The organism is Pseudomonas sp. DCA-1 (assembly GCF_046523955.1).
Lineage (GTDB): Bacteria > Pseudomonadota > Gammaproteobacteria > Pseudomonadales > Pseudomonadaceae > Aquipseudomonas > Aquipseudomonas putida_Y.
This window is the reverse complement of sequence record NZ_CP169881.1, coordinates 4,616,043-4,631,902: the sequence shown is the minus strand read 5'-3', so window position 1 is coordinate 4,631,902 and position 15,860 is coordinate 4,616,043. Positions and strand designations below refer to the sequence as shown.

Here is a 15,860-nt window from a genome sequence, read left to right as displayed (position 1 = left end):
AATGACCCGTATCGGAACCCCATTGTCGCCTACCGCGACCCGTGTACTGCTCTGCGGCTGTGGCGAGCTGGGCAAGGAAGTGGTAATCGAGCTGCAGCGCCTGGGCGTCGAAGTAATCGCCGTCGACCGTTACGCCAATGCTCCGGCAATGCAGGTGGCGCACCGCAGCCATGTGATCAACATGCTTGATGGCGTTGCCCTGCGCGCGGTAATCGAAGCCGAGAAGCCGCACTACATCGTTCCGGAAATCGAAGCCATCGCCACCGCCACCCTGGTCGAGCTGGAAAACGAAGGTTTTACCGTGGTGCCGACCGCCCGCGCCACCCAGTTGACCATGAACCGCGAAGGCATCCGCCGCCTGGCTGCCGAAGAGCTGGACCTGCCAACCTCGCCGTACCACTTCGCCGATACCTATGAAGACTACACCAAGGCCGTAGCCGACCTGGGTTACCCGTGCGTGGTCAAACCGGTGATGAGCTCGTCGGGCAAGGGCCAGAGCCTGCTGCGCAGCGATGCTGACCTGCAGAAGTCGTGGGACTATGCCCAGGAAGGCGGTCGCGCTGGCAAGGGTCGGGTGATCGTCGAGGGTTTCATCGACTTCGAATATGAAATCACCCTGCTGACCGTGCGCCACGTGGGCGGCACCACCTTCCTCGAGCCCGTCGGCCACCGTCAGGAGAAGGGCGATTACCAGGAGTCCTGGCAGCCACAGGCCATGAGCCCGAAGGCGCTGGCCGAATCGCAGCGCGTGGCCAAGGCGGTCACCGATGCCCTCGGCGGTCGCGGCCTGTTTGGTGTGGAGCTGTTCGTGAAGGGCGACCAGGTGTGGTTCAGCGAAGTGTCGCCGCGCCCGCATGACACGGGGCTGGTCACCCTGATTTCCCAGGACCTGTCGCAATTCGCCCTGCATGCCCGCGCCATTCTCGGCCTGCCGATTCCGGTGGTGCGTCAGTTCGGCCCGTCGGCCTCGGCAGTGATCTTGCCCGAAGGCCAGTCCCAACAGACCAGCTTCGCCAACCTGGGCGCAGCGCTGAGCGAGCCGGATACCGCCATTCGCCTGTTCGGCAAGCCGGAAATCAACGGTACCCGTCGCATGGGTGTGTGCCTGGCGCGTGACGAATCGGTCGAACTGGCGCGGGCCAAGGCGACGCGTGCAGCTCAGGCGGTCAAGGTCGAGTTCTGATCCGAGAGTGCTGGGGCCGCAAAGCGGCCCCAGTCGCTTACAGCGCGGTATTGCGCGTCTCTTTCAGGCACAGCACGGCAATCAGGCTGATCACCGCCGCCACCGACACATAACCCCCCACCCAGCTCAACCCGCCCATGCTCACCAGCTTCTGGGCAAAGAACGGAGCCGCCGAGGCGCCGACGATACCGCCCAGGTTATACGCCGCCGAGGCCCCGGTATAACGTACGTGAGTCGGGAACAGCTCTGGCAGCAGTGCCCCCATCGGCGCAAAGGTCACGCCCATCAGGAACAGCTCAATGGCCAGGAACAGCGCCACGCCCGTGGTCGATCCCGAGGTCAGCAGTGGCTCCATGGTAAAGCCCGAAGCTATCGCCAGCAGGCCGCCGACGATCAGTACCGGCTTGCGCCCGTAACGGTCACTGAGCCAGGCCGACAACGGTGTGGCCAGGGCCATGAACACAACCGCGAAGCACAGCAGGCCAAGGAACGTTTCGCGGCTGTAGCCCAGTGTGGTTACGCCGTAGCTCAGCGAGAACACCGTGGAAATGTAGAACAGCGCATAGCACACCACCATGGCCGCAGCGCCCAACAGGGTTGGCAGCCAGTATTTGGAGAACAGGTCGACCACCGGCATTTTCACTCGCTCATGGCGGGCAACGGCCTTCGCAAACACCGGGCTCTCTTCGAGCTTCAGGCGCACATACAGGCCCACCAGTACCAGGGCGGCGCTGAGCAGGAACGGAATACGCCAGCCCCACTCGCGGAACTGCTCGTCGCTGAGCACCAGCGCCAGGGTCAGGAACAGGCCGTTGGCAGCCAGGAAGCCGATTGAAGGGCCCAACTGCGGGAACATGCCAAACCAGGCACGTTTGCCTTCCGGAGCGTTCTCGGTAGCCAGCAAGGCCGCGCCACCCCATTCGCCACCCAGGCCCAGGCCTTGGCCAAAACGCAGCAGGCAGAGAATGATCGGCGCCCACACGCCAATGCTGTCATAGCCCGGCAGCACGCCAATGGCGGTAGTGGATACGCCCATCAGCAGCAGCGAGGCGACCAGCGTCGACTTGCGGCCGATGCGGTCGCCAAAATGGCCGAACAACGCCGAGCCCAGTGGGCGGGCAAGGAAGGCGATACCGAAGGTGAGGAAGGCGGCCAGCATTTGCGCGGTGCCCGACCCGGACGGGAAGAACACCGGGCCGATCACCAAGGCGGCGGCGGTGGCGTAGACGTAGAAATCATAGAACTCGATGGCCGTGCCGATGAAGCTGGCGGTGGCTACCCGCGCAGGCGAGTTGACTGGCGCGGCGGGTGCTTGGGCGTAAGTGCTGCTTGTCATTGAATAGGTCCCTGACAGTCTGGTCCGGCTCCATGGGCTTGGCCCGCGATGGCATGCCATGTAAATGGCACGGTTACGCGGACGCCGGAGCGTATTGTTGTGTGCGCCCGACTGACGATAGCCCAAGGGGGGGTAGGGGCGGGGCGGGTACTGTTCGGGGGTGTTGACGCAGGACCGCAAGGCATATCAGTTGAGCGGACTGGCCGTGGAGCGCCGGGTGCGGGTAGCAGGCGTGACGGCGGGGCTGGGTAAGCGTGACCCGAGTATAGCTATCGGGTCACGGTCCACACCAGTACCTTGCTGGCGCAATTGTCCTCTGTTTCAAGGATTTCCAGGCGATAACGGCCTATCTTCAGGCAAACAGCGCTTTCCGGGATGCTTTCCAGCGCTTCGGTAACCAGCCCGTTGAGGGTTTTCGGCCCGCCGTCGCAGGGCAGGTGCCAGCCCAGGGTGCGGTTGATTTCGCGTAACGAAGCGGTGCCATCGATGACGAAGGTGCCATCGGGCTGCGGGTGCACATGCGGGTTGTCCAGGCTTTGTTCGTCCTCGAACTCACCGACGATCTCTTCGAGAATGTCTTCCAGGGTGACGATACCCAGTACTTCGCCGTACTCGTCCACGACCACGCCCAAGCGGCGTTGCTGCTTGTGGAAGTTCAACAACTGCATTTGCAGGGGCGTGCTTTCCGGTACGAAATAGGGTTCGTAGCAGGCGCCGTGCAGCGCTTCGAGGGTCAGCTCGGCCTTGGGCAGCAGGTGACTGATCAGCTTGGTGTTGAGAATCGCTTCGACTTGGTTGATGTCGTTGTGGTAGACCGGCAGGCGGGTGTGGCGGCTGACGATCAGTTGCTCGATGATGCGTTCGATCGGCTCGTCGAGGTTGATACCATCCACTTCGTTGCGCGGCACCAGGATGTCGTTGACGGTGATCTTGTCCAGCGACTGCAGGCCGTCGAGCATGCCATGGCGAGGCGCTTCGTGCTGTTCATCCTCATCGAAGTCGTCGGCATCCTGCGCGTGCAGGGCCACCGCTGTGGGCTGTGCACGGAACGGGCGCAGAATCAGCTTGGCGGCGCCGTCCAGCAGGCAGGCCAGTGGCTGCAGCAGGGCGAGGGGCACTTTCAGCAGGCTGGCACCAAGGCTCACGAACGCCTGCGGGTTACGCCGGGCCAGGCGTCGCGGCAGGTATTCGGCAAACACCAGCAAGGCGAGGGTGGCGGCCATGCCTGCCAGCCAGAAGCCGTGCTCGCCACTCTGGCGCTGGCCGACCAGGCAGGCCAGCCCCAGTACCAGCAGCTTGCCCAGGCTGGCGCACAGCACCAAGGCCTGTGCTGGCAGCACGGGCTGTCCGTCTTCGCCGGCGCGCAGTGCGCCATTGAGCTGCAGGCGGGCAGCATCCACAGCGGTGAACAGCGCTGACCACAAAAGGGCCAGTGCCAGAGTGCCGAATAGCGGTGCGTACGGCAGGGTGTTCATGGGCGGCCGTCAGATATGCAAGATGAATTCGCGAACCAGCTTGCTGCCAAAATAGGCCAGCATCAGCAGGCAGAAACCGGCCAGCGTCCAGCGGATGGCCATGTGGCCCCGCCAGCCCAGGCGGGTGCGGCCCCACAGCAGCACACTGAACACCACCCAGGCGACACAGGCCAGCAAGGTCTTGTGCACCAGGTGCTGGGCGAACAGGTTGTCGAGGAACAGCCAGCCGGAGATCAGCGACAGCGACAGCAGGCACCAGCCGGCCCAGAGGAAGCCGAACAGCAGGCTTTCCATGGTTTGCAGCGGCGGGAAGTTGCGGATCAGCCCGGACGGGTGCTTGTTCTTCAACTGGTGGTCCTGCAGCAGCAGCAGCAGCGACTGGAACACCGCGATGGTGAACAGCCCGTAGGCCAGGATCGACAGCAGGATATGCGCAAGGATGCCGGGTTCTTCGTTGATCAGCGGTACCGTACCGGGTGGCGCGAACTGGGCCATCAGCGCGGTCACCGCACCCAGTGGGAACAGCAGCACCAGCAGGTTTTCCACGGGTATGCGCAGGCAGGCCAGCAGGGTCAGGGAGATGACGGCCACGGCGATCAGGCTGGCGGCGCTGAAGAAGTCCAGGCTCAGGCCCAGCGGGGTGATCAGCTGGAAGAACAGCGCACCGGCCTGGGCCAGGACCGCGATGACACCCAGCAGGCCAAGCAGGCGCTTGTCGGCCTTGCGGCCCTGAGACAGATATGAGCCCTGGTAGATGGCCGCCGCTATATATAAGCCGGCAGCGATCAGGTTGGGGATGAGGCTTGGAGAGGAGACCATAAGTCCTGGGTGGCGAGCCTTAAAGAGACGGAGTTTGGCATAGATTCTGCCGCTCTAGGAAGACTGAAGGGTTGTGTCAGGGCATTCGCGGGCACGCCCGCTCCCACAAGTATGGCGCAGGCCTGCAAGCAGTGAGGATCCTGTGGGAGCGGGCGCGCCCGCGAAGAGACCAGCACAGGCACCGAATATCTACCAAGGTGTGCGTCGCCGCTGCACTTCGCTATAATCGCCGCCTTGCTGTGCCCGGCGGGTGTGTATTTCCCCCCTGGCACCTGACAAACCTCGGCTTTACTGGGCCTGAAAGGATCACCATGTTCGAAAACCTGACCGACCGCCTGTCACAGACGCTGCGCCATGTCACCGGCAAGGCCAAGCTGACCGAAGACAATATCAAGGACACGCTGCGCGAAGTGCGCATGGCCCTGCTTGAGGCCGACGTTGCCCTGCCGGTAGTCAAGGATTTCGTCAACAGCGTCAAGGATCGTGCAGTCGGTACCGAGGTGTCGCGCAGCCTGACCCCGGGCCAGGCCTTCGTGAAGATCGTCCAGGCCGAGCTGGAAAGCCTGATGGGCGCGGCCAACGAAGACCTCGCACTGAACGCCGCCCCACCTGCTGTCGTGCTGATGGCGGGCCTGCAGGGCGCCGGTAAGACCACCACCGCCGGCAAGCTGGCGCGCTTCCTTAAAGAGCGCAAGAAAAAGAGTGTGATGGTGGTGTCTGCCGACGTTTATCGCCCGGCGGCGATCAAGCAGTTGGAAACACTGGCCAACGATATTGGCGTCACCTTCTTCCCGTCCGATATCAGCCAGAAACCGGTGGCCATCGCCGAAGCCGCCATCCGTGAAGCCAAGCTGAAGTTCATCGACGTGGTCATCGTCGACACCGCCGGCCGTCTGCACATCGACGCCGACATGATGGACGAGATCAAGGCGCTGCACGCGGCCGTCAAACCGATCGAGACGCTGTTCGTGGTCGACGCCATGACCGGCCAGGACGCTGCCAACACCGCCAAGGCGTTTGGCGAGGCGCTGCCGCTGACCGGTGTGGTACTGACCAAGGTCGACGGTGATGCCCGTGGCGGTGCCGCGCTGTCGGTACGTGCAATCACCGGCAAGCCGATCAAGTTCATCGGTATGGGTGAGAAGACCGAGGCCCTCGAGCCGTTCCACCCCGACCGCGTCGCTTCGCGCATCCTCGGCATGGGCGACGTGCTCAGTCTGATCGAGCAGGCCGAGCAGACCATCGACAAGGCCAAGGCCGACAAGCTGGCCAAGAAGCTGAAGAAGGGCAAGGGCTTCGACCTCGAAGACTTCCGCGACCAGTTGCAGCAAATGAAGAACATGGGCGGCCTCGGCGGCCTGATGGACAAGCTGCCAAGCATCGGCGGGGTCAACCTGTCGCAAATGGGCAACGCCCAGGGCGCGGCCGAAAAGCAGTTCAAGCAGATGGAAGCGATCATCAACTCCATGACCCCGGCCGAGCGCCGCGACCCTGACCTGATCAGCGGTTCGCGCAAGCGCCGTATTGCGTTGGGTTCCGGTACCCAGGTGCAGGATATCGGCCGGCTGATCAAGCAGCACAAGCAGATGCAGAAGATGATGAAGAAATTTTCTGCCAAAGGCGGCATGGCCAAGATGATGCGCGGCCTCGGTGGGATGCTGCCAGGTGGCGGCATGCCAAAGCTGTAACCCTGATTCGGGTGCCTGCCTTTTATCGGGCAAGCGCCCAGAACCCCCGCTTTAGCGGGGCAACGGCCGCGTATTTCGCGGTGCAACCGGCAAATCTGGACGGCAGGGCGAGGCCTTGCCGAAAAAGTCATTTGCAAATGTCCGTGTATTCCCCGAGAATATGCGGCCTTTTGGGCACCCGTGTGCCTATTTGGCATTCAGATTTGCAGTACCAGCTGCTGTATCAACTGCAGCACCGACTATAGGAACGATGTTCACATGGTAACCATTCGTCTGGCCCGTGGCGGCTCGAAAAAGCGCCCATTCTACCACCTGACCGTGACCAACTCGCGTAACGCCCGTGACGGCCGTTTCGTTGAGCGCGTAGGTTTCTTCAACCCGATCGCTGCTGGCGCCGAAGTCAAGCTGTCGGTCAACCAAGAGCGCGTCACCTACTGGCTGAGCCAGGGTGCACAGCCGTCTGAGCGTGTTGCTCAGCTGCTGAAGGAAGCTGCCAAGGCCGCTGCCTGAATAGTATGAACGCGACGCCAGAAAAGGCTGACGACCTCATCGTCGTTGGCAAGATTTTTTCGGTTCACGGCGTTCGCGGCGAGGTGAAGGTGTATTCCTTTACCGATCCGATTGAAAACCTGTTGGATTATCCACGCTGGACGCTTCGGCACGAAGGCAAGGTAAAGCAGGTCGAGCTGGTCAGCGGTCGTGGCTCCCAAAAGGGCCTGGTCGTGAAACTAAAAGGTCTCGAGGATCGCGATGAAGCCCGTCTTCTGAGCGGTTACGAAATCTGCATCCCGCGGAGCCTTTTGCCCAACCTGGCTGCCGACGAGTACTACTGGTACCAGTTGGTGGGTCTGAAGGTCATCAACCAGGACGAACAACTGTTCGGCAAGGTCGATCACCTGTTGGAGACCGGTGCGAACGATGTAATGGTGGTCAAGCCCTGCGCAGGCAGCCTGGATGATCGCGAGCGTCTGTTGCCCTATACAGAGCAATGTGTGCTGGCAATCGACCTGGAAGCAGGCGTGATGCGGGTCGAATGGGACGCGGACTTCTAAACGATGGGTAACCTTCGCGTAGACGTCATCACGTTGTTCCCCGAGATGTTCTCGGCCATCACGGAGTACGGCATTACCAGCCGCGCGGTGAAACAAGGGTTGCTTCAGGTGACTTGCTGGAACCCGCGGGACTACACCACAGATCGTCACCACACGGTAGATGATCGGCCGTTTGGCGGTGGTCCGGGCATGGTGATGAAAATCAAGCCTCTGGAAGACGCCTTGGTTAGCGCCAGGCAGGCGACCGGAGCAGCGGCGAAGGTGATCTACCTTTCGCCACAAGGCCGCAAGCTGACTCAGCAGGCGGTCAAAGGCCTGGCCGAACAGGAATCGTTGATCCTGATCGCCGGTCGTTATGAAGGCATCGACGAGCGCTTTATCGAGGCTCATGTCGATGAGGAGTGGTCGATTGGTGACTATGTGCTTTCCGGTGGCGAGCTGCCGGCCATGGTACTGATCGATGCGGTTACGCGGCTGCTGCCCGGAGCTTTAGGGCATGTGGACTCGGCGGAAGAAGATTCTTTCACCGACGGTCTGCTCGATTGCCCGCACTACACCCGGCCTGAGGTGTATGCGGATCAGCGTGTTCCCGACGTGTTGCTAAGTGGCAACCATGCACATATCCGGCGTTGGAGGATGAAGCAGTCCCTTGGTAGGACCTTCGAACGACGCGCCGATCTTCTGGAAAGTCGCTCGCTTTCTGGAGAAGAGAAGAAGCTGCTCGAGGAATATCTCCGCGAGCGGGACGATAGTTAAACGTATCGATGGTGGATCGCGTATCCATCTTAGGAGCACAGCATGACCAACAAGATCATCCAGCAGCTCGAAGCCGAGCAGATGAGCAAGGAAATCCCGACCTTCGCACCAGGCGACACCGTTGTCGTTCAGGTTAAAGTGAAGGAAGGTGAGCGTTCCCGTCTGCAGGCGTTCGAAGGCGTCGTTATCGCCAAGCGTAACCGCGGTCTGAACAGCGCCTTCACCGTGCGCAAGATCTCCAGCGGCGTTGGCGTAGAGCGTACCTTCCAGACCTACAGCCCGCAAATCGACAGCCTGGCCGTGAAACGTCGTGGTGACGTGCGTAAAGCCAAGCTGTACTACCTGCGCGACCTGTCCGGCAAAGCCGCTCGCATCAAGGAAAAACTGTCCTGAGTACAGTTTGCCCGGTGGCCGAGGCCGCCTAGCGAGAAAGAAGCAGCCTTCGGGCTGCTTTTTTGCGTTTTGAACCCCCGAAAATGTGATTGCCATGACTACCCGAGACCAGGAAATCCAGCGCCGCACCGAACTGTCGGTTACCCGCGTGACCAAGGCGGTGTTCCCCAATACCACCAACCACCACAACACCCTGTTTGGCGGCACCGCCCTGGCCTGGATGGACGAAGTGTCGTTCATCGCTGCCACGCGTTTCTGCCGCCTGCCGTTGGTGACCGTGTCTACCGACCGCATCGATTTCAAGCATCCGATTCCGGCGGGCTCGATCGTCGAGCTGGTGGGTACGGTGATCAAGGTCGGCAATACCAGCTTGCAGGTGCAGGTGGATGTGTTTGTCGAGAACATGTACCTGGATGGCCGTGACCGTGCGATCCATGGGGTGTTCAGCTTCGTCGCCATCGACGAGGACAAGCGCCCGGTGCCCGTGCTGCCAGGCGCCTGAGTGTCACGGCTCCGGTGCTGGCTCGATCAATGCCACCAGGGTCCAGCCCGGTTGTGGCTGCAACGGGTTATCAGGGCTGGCTACATGAACCCAGCCATGGTCATCGCGTGCGAACAGCAAGTGTGCACGCTCGCCATGCAGCGCCTGGTAGGCGTCCCAGCCAAAGCCTTCGGTCAGGGTGGTGCTATACAACTCGGCGCCCTGATGCATGCGGTTGGCCAGTTGCAAATAGGTCATCGGCTTGGCCCCCAATAGATGCCCGCGGTGCTCTTCGGCCGCCCGATGTTTGTCGCTGCGTTGTTTCTCCAGGCCACTGGCTAGCACGAATAGCCGGTTGTGCCCGAAATCATGACGGAACCTGGCGCAGGCCAATGCATTGATTTCGCCGGCAGGAGAGAGGCCCAGCAAGTGCCCGAGGCCGACCAGGTCCAGATGGGCGTCGGCATGCTGCGAGGCCGGGTTGCCAAAATAGGTCGTGAGCCCGTCCATGCGCGCGGCGCGGATGTTTTCCCAGCTGGAGTCCGTCAGCAAAACCCGGCAGCCCAATTGCTGAAGGGTTTTGGCGATGGCCCGGGCCGGCTCGTTGGCACCGACGATGAGAAACCCGCTGGGGGCCGGTTCGGCGACCTTGAGCAAGCGTGCCAGCGGCCTGGCCGTGGCGCTTTGCAGTACCACCGTGCCGATGATTACCGCGAAGGTCAACGGTACCAGCAGCAAGGCATCCTGGTGGCCGGCCTGGTCCAGGCGGATGGCAAAAATGGCTGAAACGGCTGCGGCAACGATACCGCGTGGAGCAATCCAGGCCAGCAGCGCGCGCTCCCGCCAGTTGAGTGTCGAGCCCAGTGTGGCCAGCCAGACGCTGAGGGGGCGTGCCAGCAACTGGATCACCAGCAACAGTGCCAGCACGGCAGGGCCAAGGCCTAGCAGGGCATGCAGGTCAAGGCGTGCAGCCAGCAGGATGAACAGACCGGAAATCAGCAGCACACTGAGGTTTTCCTTGAAGTGCAGGATCTGTCGCACATCAACCCCGCGCATATTTGCCAGCCACATTCCCATCACGGTGACCGCCAGCAGCCCCGACTCGTGCACGATCTGGTTGGCGGCGATGAAAATACCCAGTACCGCCGCCAGTGACGCGAGGTTGTGCAGGTATTCTGGTAGCCACTGTTCGCGCATGATTTGCCCCAGCAGCCAGCCCCCAGCCGCGCCCAGGGCGGTACCGCAGAAGATCACGCCGGCGAAGGTAACAAGGCTCTGGCTCAGGCCGTTACCCTCGGCGCTGGCGATGATGAAGCTGTATACCACCACGGCGAGCAGCGCGCCGATCGGGTCGATCATGATCCCTTCCCAGCGCAGGATGTTCGCGATCGCTGCTTTTGGCCGCACCACGCGTAGCATGGGCGCGATCACCGTTGGGCCGGTCACCAGGGTCAGGGTGCCGAAGAGAATCGCCAGCGGCCAGTCGAACCCGAGAAGCCAGTGGGTTGCCAGTGCAATCACCAGCCAGGTGACCAGTGCGCCCACCGTGACCAGGCGATGCACCACACTGCCGATCTCGCGCCACTGCGACAGGTGCAGGGTCAGGCTGCCTTCGAACAGAATCAGCGCTACCGCCAGCGACACCAGCGGCATCAGCAATGGGCCGAACAGCGCCTCGGGGTCGAGCCATCCCAGCGCTGGACCGGCAAGGATCCCGGCCAACAGCAGGAACAGAATTGCCGGCAGCTTCAGGCGCCAGGCCAGCCACTGGCAGGCGAGCGCCGCTGCGCCGATGCCGCCCACACTCAGAAGGATCTGCTGTTCGTTCATGCGGGCTCCCTATGCCGGCGTTGTTATGAAAGACTAAGCGCCATTTCCTCGTTTGCCACCGAGATTTCATGCCCGCCCTCGACCACCCCCTGATTGACCAGTTCCTTGACGCCCTTTGGCTGGAAAAAGGCCTGTCCGACAACACACGCGTGTCCTACCGTAGCGACCTGGCCCTGTTCAATGGCTGGTTGCAGGAGCATTCGGTATCGTTGCCAGACGCCGGCCGCGACCTGATCCTCGATCACCTGGCCTGGCGCCTGGACCAGGGCTACAAGCCACGTTCCACGGCGCGTTTCCTGTCCGGCCTGCGCGGCTTCTTCCGTTATCTGCTGCGTGAAAAGCTGGTGGCCATTGACCCGACCCTGCAGGTCGATATGCCGCAATTGGGCAAGCCGCTACCCAAGTCGCTGTCCGAAGCTGACGTCGAAGCCTTGCTGCAGGCTCCGGACCTGGGCGAAGCCATTGGCCAGCGCGACCGTGCCATGCTCGAAGTGCTCTACGCTTGCGGTCTTCGGGTCACCGAACTGGTCAGCCTGACCCTCGATCAGGTCAACCTGCGCCAAGGTGTGCTGCGGGTAATGGGCAAGGGCAGCAAGGAGCGCCTGGTGCCCATGGGCGAAGAAGCGGTGGTGTGGCTGGAACGCTACCAGCGCGATGGCCGCGCCGAACTGCTCAACGGCCGGCCCAGCGACGTGCTGTTCCCCAGCCAGCGCGGCGAGCAGATGACGCGCCAGACCTTCTGGCACCGTATCAAGCACCACGCACGGGTTGCCGGCATCGACAAGCCGCTGTCGCCGCACACCCTGCGGCATGCCTTTGCCACCCACCTGCTCAACCACGGTGCCGACTTGCGTGTGGTGCAGATGCTGCTGGGCCACAGTGACCTTTCGACCACGCAGATCTATACCCACGTCGCCAAGGCCCGTCTGCAGCAGTTGCACGCCCAGCACCACCCACGTGGATGAATGTTTTTCATGTTCCGCCGACCGGTCCTTGCGACCTCCTTCACGGGCAGCGTGATGTGGTAGGCTTGGGCGGTTTGCACCAAGGGCCGCACGGTCACCGCGTATTTTCCGCAGGTGGCGCCCTCCGGCCCCTGTCCGCCTTCAGGAGTTCCCATGCGCGTGACCCAGTTTTTCGCCGCCGCCGCGTTGGCGCTGGCCAGTACCTTTGCCGTTGCTGCGGCAACCGATAGCAACGCCGGTGCCGAGCAGGCTATCCGTAAATCGTTGCAGAACCTCGAGCTGGAAGTGCCCGTGGAAAGCGTGGCCAGCAGCCCACTCAACGGCCTGTATGAAGTCAAGCTGCAGGGCGGCCGCGTGCTGTATGCCAGCGCCGATGGCCAGTTCGTGATGCAGGGCTACCTGTTCCAGATCCAGGACGGCAAGCCGGTCAACCTCACCGAAAAAGCCGAACGCCAAGGTATTGCCAAGCTCATCAACGGCATTCCAGCCGGCGAGATGGTGGTTTATCCTGCCAAAGGCGAGACCAAGTCGCACATCACCGTGTTCACCGACACTACCTGCCCGTACTGCCACAAGCTGCACGCCGAGGTGCCCGAGTTGAACCGTCGCGGTATTGAAGTGCGCTATGTCGCCTTCCCGCGCCAGGGCCTCGGTTCGTCGGGTGACCAGCAGTTGCAGGCAGTGTGGTGCTCCAGCGACCGCCGTGGGGCGATGGACAAAATGGTCGAAGGTAAAGAAATCAAGGCCGCCAAGTGCACCAACCCGGTCAGCAAGCAGTTCCAGCTGGGTCAGTCGATCGGGGTCAATGGCACGCCGGCCATTGTTCTTGAGAGCGGCCAGGTCATTCCGGGCTACCAGCCGGCACCGCAGGTCGCCAAGCTGGCACTTGCCAAGTAATCCAGTTCAGTACGCCGTCGTCATGGGGTGACGGCAAGTTTCACGGTCGGCAAACGTGTCGGCCGTTCAATGGGGAGTTCACAGTGAAACCGGTCAAAGTAGGCATCTGTGGGTTGGGGACCGTCGGTGGCGGAACCTTCAATGTACTTCAGCGCAACGCCGAGGAGATTGCCCGCCGTGCCGGGCGCGGTATTGAAGTGGCACAGATCGCCATGCGCTCGCAGAACCCGAACTGCCAGATTACCGGTACCCCCATTACCGCTGACGTGTTCGAAGTTGCAAGCAACCCGGAGATCGACATTGTCATCGAGCTGATCGGTGGCTATACCATCGCCCGCGACCTGGTGCTGAAGGCCATCGAAAACGGCAAGCACGTGGTCACCGCCAACAAGGCGCTGATTGCCGTGCACGGCAACGAAATTTTCGCCAAAGCCCGCGAGAAGGGTGTGATTGTCGCGTTCGAGGCGGCCGTAGCCGGTGGCATCCCGGTGATCAAGGCCATCCGCGAAGGCCTGTCGGCCAACCGCATCAACTGGCTGGCTGGCATCATCAACGGCACCGGCAACTTCATCCTCACCGAAATGCGTGAGAAGGGCCGTGCCTTCCCGGACGTGCTGGCCGAAGCCCAGGCGCTGGGCTACGCCGAAGCCGATCCGACCTTTGACGTAGAAGGCATTGACGCTGCGCACAAGCTGACGATCCTGGCGTCCATCGCGTTCGGTATCCCGCTGCAGTTCGACAAGGCCTACACCGAAGGCATCACCCAGCTGACAACGGCAGACGTGAACTATGCCGAGGCGTTGGGCTACCGCATCAAGCACCTGGGTGTGGCGCGTCGCACCGCCGAAGGTATCGAGCTGCGCGTGCACCCGACGCTGATCCCGGCCGACCGCCTGATCGCCAACGTCAACGGCGTGATGAATGCTGTCATGGTCAACGGTGATGCTGCCGGCTCCACCCTGTACTACGGTGCCGGCGCGGGTATGGAGCCTACCGCTTCGTCAGTGGTCGGCGACCTGGTCGACGTAGTCCGTGCCATGACTTCCGACCCGGAAAACCGCGTGCCGCACCTGGCCTTCCAGCCAGACTCGCTGTCGGCCCACCCGATCCTGCCGATCGAAGCCTGCGAAAGCGCCTACTACCTGCGCATCCAGGCCAAGGATCACCCGGGCGTACTGGCCCAGGTCGCCAGCATCCTCTCGGAGCGTGGTATCAACATCGAGTCGATCATGCAGAAGGAAGCCGAGGAGCAGGACGGCCTGGTACCAATGATCCTGGTGACCCATGGCGTGGTCGAGCAGCGTATCAACGATGCCATCGTCGCCCTGGAAGCCCTGCAGGACGTGGTCGGCAAGGTTGTGCGCATTCGCGTCGAGCAGCTCAACTAACAAATATTTGCCGACGGGCCGCCCGCGCGGCCCCGGCCCCAGCATCGAAGGTTTGCACCCATGCGCTATATCAGTACCCGCGGCCAGGCACCGGCCCTGAATTTCGAAGACGTGCTGCTGGCTGGCCTGGCCAGCGACGGCGGGCTTTACGTACCGGAAAACCTGCCACGCTTCACCCAGGAAGAAATCGCCTCCTGGGCCGGCTTGCCCTATCACGAGCTGGCCTTCCGCGTGATGCGCCCGTTCGTCGAAGGCAGCATCGCCGACGCCGACTTCAAGAAGATCCTCGAAGAAACCTACGGTGAGTTCGCCCACGCTGCGGTCGCCCCGTTGCGTCAGTTGAACAGCAACGAGTGGGTGCTGGAGCTGTTCCACGGCCCGACCCTGGCGTTCAAGGACTTTGCCCTGCAGTTGCTCGGTCGCCTGCTTGACCATGTGCTGGCCAAACGCAACGAGCGCGTGGTCATCATCGGTGCCACCAGCGGTGATACCGGTTCCGCCGCGATCGAAGGCTGCCGCCGTTGCGACAACGTCGACATCTTCATCCTGCACCCGCACCAGCGGGTGTCGGAAGTGCAGCGCCGCCAGATGACTACCATCTTTGGCGACAACATCCACAACATCGCCATCGAAGGCAACTTCGACGACTGCCAGGAAATGGTCAAGGCCAGTTTCGCCGACCAGTCGTTCCTCAAGGGCACCCGCCTGGTCGCCGTCAACTCGATCAACTGGGCGCGGATCATGGCCCAGATCGTCTACTACTTCCATGCAGCCCTGCAGCTGGGTGGCCCGGCGCGCTCGGTGGCGTTCTCGGTACCAACCGGCAACTTCGGCGACATCTTCGCCGGCTACCTGGCGCGCAACATGGGCCTGCCGGTCAGCCAATTGATCGTCGCCACCAACCGCAACGACATCCTGCACCGCTTCATGAGCGGCAACCAGTACGTCAAGGAAACCCTGCACGCCACCCTGTCGCCGTCGATGGATATCATGGTCTCGTCCAACTTCGAGCGCCTGCTGTTCGACCTGCATGGCCGCAACGGTGGTGCCATTGCCGAGCTGATGGCCAACTTCAAGCAAGGTGGCGGCTTCAGCGTCGAGCAAGACCGCTGGACCGAAGCCCGCAAACTGTTTGACTCGCTGGCTGTCAGCGACGAGCAAACCTGCGAGACCATCGCAGAAGTGTTCGCCGCCACCGGTGAAGTGCTCGACCCGCATACTGCCATTGGCGTCAAGGCTGCCCGCGAGTGCCGCCGCAGCCTGGACACGCCAATGGTGGTGCTGGGTACTGCGCACCCGGTCAAGTTCCCGGACGCGGTGGAGAAGGCCGGTGTGGGCAAGGCGCTGGAACTACCCGCGCACCTCAGCGACCTGTTCAGCCGTGAAGAGCGTTGCACGGTACTGGCCAATGACCTGAAGGCTGTACAGGGCTTTGTCAGCCAGCACGGCAACCGCGGCAAGCCGCTGTAATAGCATTGCTTTTGGGGCTGCAGAGCGGCCCCAAAGTCTCAGCCTTTTCCCTCGGGCCTATCAGAAACATCCTATTCGGTCCGCCGAGTGCCAAGCATAAATTAGCCGGTCCTCCCACCAGGAGCGG

At 62.2% G+C, this 15,860-nt stretch carries 15 protein-coding genes; 11 read left to right on the top strand and 4 right to left on the bottom strand.

The window, feature by feature from the left end; translation table 11 throughout:
• Position 1 precedes the first annotated feature (1 nt).
• On the top strand, positions 2 to 1,183 hold the full coding sequence (purT, locus tag ACE4QZ_RS21870; protein ID WP_103443795.1) for a formate-dependent phosphoribosylglycinamide formyltransferase: 1,182 nt from the start codon (positions 2 to 4) through the stop codon (positions 1,181 to 1,183).
• Positions 1,184 to 1,220: 37 nt separating this feature from the next.
• Here purT and ACE4QZ_RS21865 read toward each other — a convergent pair whose 3' ends face one another.
• The 3 genes from ACE4QZ_RS21865 to ACE4QZ_RS21855 form a co-directional block, all read right to left on the bottom strand.
• Complete coding sequence (locus ACE4QZ_RS21865; RefSeq protein ID WP_021785713.1) at positions 1,221 to 2,519, bottom strand: MFS transporter; 1,299 nt, start codon at positions 2,517 to 2,519, stop codon at positions 1,221 to 1,223.
• A gap of 269 nt (positions 2,520 to 2,788) precedes the next feature.
• Positions 2,789 to 3,994: a transporter associated domain-containing protein gene (locus ACE4QZ_RS21860; RefSeq protein WP_103443796.1), complete on the bottom strand. Its 1,206-nt coding sequence runs from the start codon at positions 3,992 to 3,994 to the stop codon at positions 2,789 to 2,791.
• A gap of 9 nt (positions 3,995 to 4,003) precedes the next feature.
• Positions 4,004 to 4,813 carry an inner membrane protein YpjD gene (locus ACE4QZ_RS21855; RefSeq protein WP_021785711.1) on the bottom strand — a complete coding sequence of 270 codons (810 nt, stop codon included), beginning with the start codon at positions 4,811 to 4,813 and terminating at the stop codon, positions 4,004 to 4,006.
• Positions 4,814 to 5,124: 311 nt separating this feature from the next.
• Between ACE4QZ_RS21855 and ffh the strand changes: the two genes are divergently transcribed.
• The 6 genes from ffh (at position 5,125) to ACE4QZ_RS21825 (ending at position 9,204) form a co-directional block, all read left to right on the top strand.
• Positions 5,125 to 6,501, top strand: a complete 1,377-nt coding sequence (gene ffh, locus ACE4QZ_RS21850; RefSeq protein ID WP_003252139.1) for a signal recognition particle protein — start codon at positions 5,125 to 5,127, stop codon at positions 6,499 to 6,501.
• Positions 6,502 to 6,759: 258 nt separating this feature from the next.
• The gene (rpsP, locus tag ACE4QZ_RS21845) at positions 6,760 to 7,011 is read left to right on the top strand and encodes a 30S ribosomal protein S16 (protein ID WP_003252142.1); all 252 of its coding nucleotides are present in this window, start codon (positions 6,760 to 6,762) and stop codon (positions 7,009 to 7,011) included.
• A gap of 5 nt (positions 7,012 to 7,016) precedes the next feature.
• A complete protein-coding gene (rimM, locus tag ACE4QZ_RS21840; RefSeq protein ID WP_084850792.1) occupies positions 7,017 to 7,553 on the top strand; it encodes a ribosome maturation factor RimM in 537 nt (178 codons plus the stop codon).
• A gap of 3 nt (positions 7,554 to 7,556) precedes the next feature.
• Positions 7,557 to 8,309 carry a tRNA (guanosine(37)-N1)-methyltransferase TrmD gene (gene trmD / locus ACE4QZ_RS21835; protein WP_003252146.1) on the top strand — a complete coding sequence of 251 codons (753 nt, stop codon included), beginning with the start codon at positions 7,557 to 7,559 and terminating at the stop codon, positions 8,307 to 8,309.
• A gap of 42 nt (positions 8,310 to 8,351) precedes the next feature.
• The gene (rplS, locus tag ACE4QZ_RS21830) at positions 8,352 to 8,702 is read left to right on the top strand and encodes a 50S ribosomal protein L19 (RefSeq protein ID WP_003252148.1); all 351 of its coding nucleotides are present in this window, start codon (positions 8,352 to 8,354) and stop codon (positions 8,700 to 8,702) included.
• Between the two features lie 94 nt (positions 8,703 to 8,796).
• Complete coding sequence (locus tag ACE4QZ_RS21825) at positions 8,797 to 9,204, top strand: acyl-CoA thioesterase (protein ID WP_014592194.1); 408 nt, start codon at positions 8,797 to 8,799, stop codon at positions 9,202 to 9,204.
• A gap of 3 nt (positions 9,205 to 9,207) precedes the next feature.
• Here the strand turns inward: ACE4QZ_RS21825 and ACE4QZ_RS21820 are convergent, their stop codons facing one another.
• Positions 9,208 to 11,013: a cation:proton antiporter gene (locus ACE4QZ_RS21820; RefSeq protein WP_103443797.1), complete on the bottom strand. Its 1,806-nt coding sequence runs from the start codon at positions 11,011 to 11,013 to the stop codon at positions 9,208 to 9,210.
• 68 nt (positions 11,014 to 11,081) lie between these two features.
• Here ACE4QZ_RS21820 and xerD point away from each other — a divergent pair, with 68 nt between their 5' ends.
• The 4 genes from xerD (at position 11,082) to thrC (ending at position 15,733) form a co-directional block, all read left to right on the top strand.
• A complete protein-coding gene (gene xerD, locus ACE4QZ_RS21815; RefSeq protein ID WP_003252154.1) occupies positions 11,082 to 11,978 on the top strand; it encodes a site-specific tyrosine recombinase XerD in 897 nt (298 codons plus the stop codon).
• 153 nt (positions 11,979 to 12,131) lie between these two features.
• Positions 12,132 to 12,875, top strand: coding sequence for a thioredoxin fold domain-containing protein (locus ACE4QZ_RS21810; RefSeq protein WP_103443798.1), 744 nt, complete (start codon positions 12,132 to 12,134; stop codon positions 12,873 to 12,875).
• A gap of 83 nt (positions 12,876 to 12,958) precedes the next feature.
• Positions 12,959 to 14,263 (top strand): homoserine dehydrogenase, encoded by a 1,305-nt coding sequence (locus tag ACE4QZ_RS21805; protein WP_003252157.1) that lies wholly within the window; start codon positions 12,959 to 12,961, stop codon positions 14,261 to 14,263.
• 60 nt (positions 14,264 to 14,323) lie between these two features.
• Positions 14,324 to 15,733 (top strand): threonine synthase, encoded by a 1,410-nt coding sequence (gene thrC / locus ACE4QZ_RS21800; protein WP_003252159.1) that lies wholly within the window; start codon positions 14,324 to 14,326, stop codon positions 15,731 to 15,733.
• Positions 15,734 to 15,860: the final 127 nt, after the last annotated feature.